This window comes from Floccifex sp., assembly GCF_051873555.1.
In the GTDB taxonomy this organism is placed as follows: domain Bacteria; phylum Bacillota_I; class Bacilli_A; order Erysipelotrichales; family Erysipelotrichaceae; genus Floccifex.
The window spans coordinates 1-2,871 of the sequence record NZ_JBJEEY010000037.1 but is presented as its reverse complement, the minus strand read 5'-3'; the positions used below and the strand labels follow the sequence as shown (position 1 = coordinate 2,871).

Genomic DNA, 2,871 nt, shown 5'->3' with positions numbered 1-2,871 from the left:
TTACTTTTGAAGAGTGCATGGAGAATGTACAGACATATATAAAACGCCCAGAAAACATTGAGTTGATACAAAAGGCATATGATTTTGCCTATGAACACCATAAGGGGCAGTTTCGTAAAAGTGGAGAGCCTTATGTCATTCACGTAATTCAGGTGGCGAATACATTAGCGTTAATGCATTGTGGCCCTAAAACGATTGCGGCTGGTCTTTTACATGATACAGTAGAAGATTGTGAAGGCGTAACTACAGATACGATTATAGAATTGTTTGGTGAAGAAATCGCAACTTTGGTGGATGCAGTTACGAAAATTGGTGCCATTAAGTTTAAAGATGAAGAAGAATATTTGGCAAGCAACCATCGTAAGTTATTTATTGCGATGGCCAAAGATATTCGTGTCATCTTGATTAAATTGGCGGACCGTCTACATAATATGCGTACGTTGCAGTATATGCGTCCGGAAAAACAAAAGAAGATTGCGCATGAAACGTTGAGTGTATATGCACCGATTGCACACCGTTTAGGTATCAGTGAAATAAAAAACGAGTTGGAAGATTTGTCTTTTAAATATCTGGATTATAAGAAGTATGAAGAAATCAAAGGGTTGGTAAAACAACGTGAAAGTGATCGTAATGGTCAAGTTCAAGAAATGATTTCGGATATTGAATCGATTTTACAAGAGTATAATATTCAATATCGTATTTTTGGCCGTTCTAAACATTTCTACAGCATCTATAAAAAGATGGTTACAAAAAACAAGCGCTTTGAAGAAATTTTAGACTTATTAGCAATTCGTATTATTACAGATTCAGTGGTGCATTGTTATGAAATATTAGGTTATATCCATGCCAAATATAGACCGATTCCTGGTCGTTTTAAAGATTATATTGCGATGCCTAAAGCCAACATGTATCAGTCTTTGCATACGACGATTGTAGAGCCAGAACATGGTAATATTTTTGAAATCCAGATTCGTACTGAAGAAATGGATGCGATTGCCGAACGAGGTGTTGCGGCACACTGGAAGTATAAAGAAAATCGTAATTATGCGCCTGAGTATGAACAAAAAGAGATTGAGGATAAACTTTCTTGGTTTAGAGATTTCTCTATGATGACTGATGAAGAGAGTGAAGATCCACTTGAATATATGAATGTACTTCAAAAAGATATTTTTGAAGCCAATGTATATTGTTTAACTCCTAGAGGTAAAGTTATTGCGTTACCTTCAGGTTCTTGTCCAATCGATTTTGCGTACAGAATCCATACGGAGGTTGGTAATAAAACGGTTGGTGCTAAAGTCAATGGAGCTATTGTACCTTTGAACACGTCATTAAAAACGGGGGATGTTGTTGATATTTTAACCAACAACAACTCTGTAGGTCCGAGTGCAGACTGGATTAAGATTGTTAAGAGTGGACATGCACGAAATAAGATTCGTACTTTCTTACAAAAACAAGAGCAGCAGTCACGCAAGGACAGCATTAAGCTAGGTCAATCGATGCTTGAAGATGAGTTTAGACGTTTGAAGCTGGATCCAAAATTAATGGAAACCAAACGTTTAGAGTCGATTTTAACATCTTTGTCATTTAAGAGTGTGGATGATCTATGTGTAGGTATTGCGATGAAGCGTGTATCATTGCAGTCCATTGTGGATCGTTTGGTGAAGAATCGTTCAAATATGTTGGAAAATCAGGAAATTATGAAGATCTACAATAAGCAGCCAGCTCACCAAGTGAAACATTCAAATTGTGGTGTTATTGTTCCAGGCGTTGATACAATTGCGGTATCTTTGGCCAATTGTTGTCGACCTATTCCGGGTGATCCAATTATTGGATATATTTCTAAAGGCCAAGGTGTGAAGGTTCATAGAGCGGATTGTCCAAATATCTTGAATGAAAAGAAACGTCTGATTCCTGTTCAATGGGAAGAGGGCTTAGATGAAAAACAATATGAAGTCAATTTGGTGGTTCATAGTGATGATCGTAACTACTTGTTGAGTGATATTGTAACGACTTTACAGCAGTGCAATGTTTATTTAAAACATGTAGATTCGGCTGTGGATGAAGGAAACTTAGAGGCAACTACAAAACTAACGGTTGCAGTAAAGAATGCAGCGCATCTACAAAATTTAATTGCGAACTTAAAAAAAGTACGAAGCGTCAATGAAGTCGATCGTACAATTCAATAGGAAGGCTAATACCTTCCTATTTTCTTCTGAATTTCAATTTTAATGTAGATGATACGAGAAATAATTTCGCGAAGAATGTGCTTCATCTTTAAATCTTTAAACCACGAACAACCATAATCTGAAAAGAATTGCTTGGCAATTGCACAAGCTCTTTTGGCGTGCGTTTGGGATGTTAGAATGAGCACATCTTGCTCTTGAATATATTCTTTAGATAACTTGAAGTTTTCAAAGGTATTTCTTGCGTGTGTTTCTAGAATGGTTGGGATTTCCGTTTTATTTGTTATATAATTGTGCATAACTTTGGCTTCCACATACTTATTTTTTACATTTGACCCAGAGATAATTAGCGTATCATAAAGCCCCTTTTTATACATGTCAATCGCAAGATTGCATCTTTTGATTTGACTTGAAGACATGGTTCCATCATCATGAGCAGGACATCCAAGTAATAGTGCGTACGTATAGTGTTTCTTTCGCTTTGGGATACATGGAAAAAAATAGATGTATAGACACACAAGAAAGATTAAAATGCATATACTAACGATCATAATACACCACCTTTCTAGCTTTAAATGTGTCAAAAGATAGATATTGACATTTGAGTTCAATGTCTTGCAGAAATTTAGGCAATTCTTTAAATTTTGTGATGACTTGTTTACCTTTTAAAAATTCTTGTCCTACAGAA

The 2,871-nt window shown here is 36.0% G+C and carries 2 protein-coding genes; one reads left to right on the top strand and one right to left on the bottom strand.

Annotated elements, in window-relative coordinates; all coding sequences use genetic code 11:
• Positions 1-2,186 (top strand): RelA/SpoT family protein (locus tag ACI32A_RS02240; RefSeq protein WP_439753394.1); only part of this gene is annotated, 2,186 nt, incomplete at its 5' end.
• Positions 2,187-2,191: 5 nt separating this feature from the next.
• Here the strand turns inward: ACI32A_RS02240 and ACI32A_RS02235 are convergent.
• The gene (locus ACI32A_RS02235; protein WP_439753393.1) at positions 2,192-2,734 is read right to left on the bottom strand and encodes a YdcF family protein; all 543 of its coding nucleotides are present in this window, start codon (positions 2,732-2,734) and stop codon (positions 2,192-2,194) included.
• Positions 2,735-2,871: the final 137 nt, after the last annotated feature.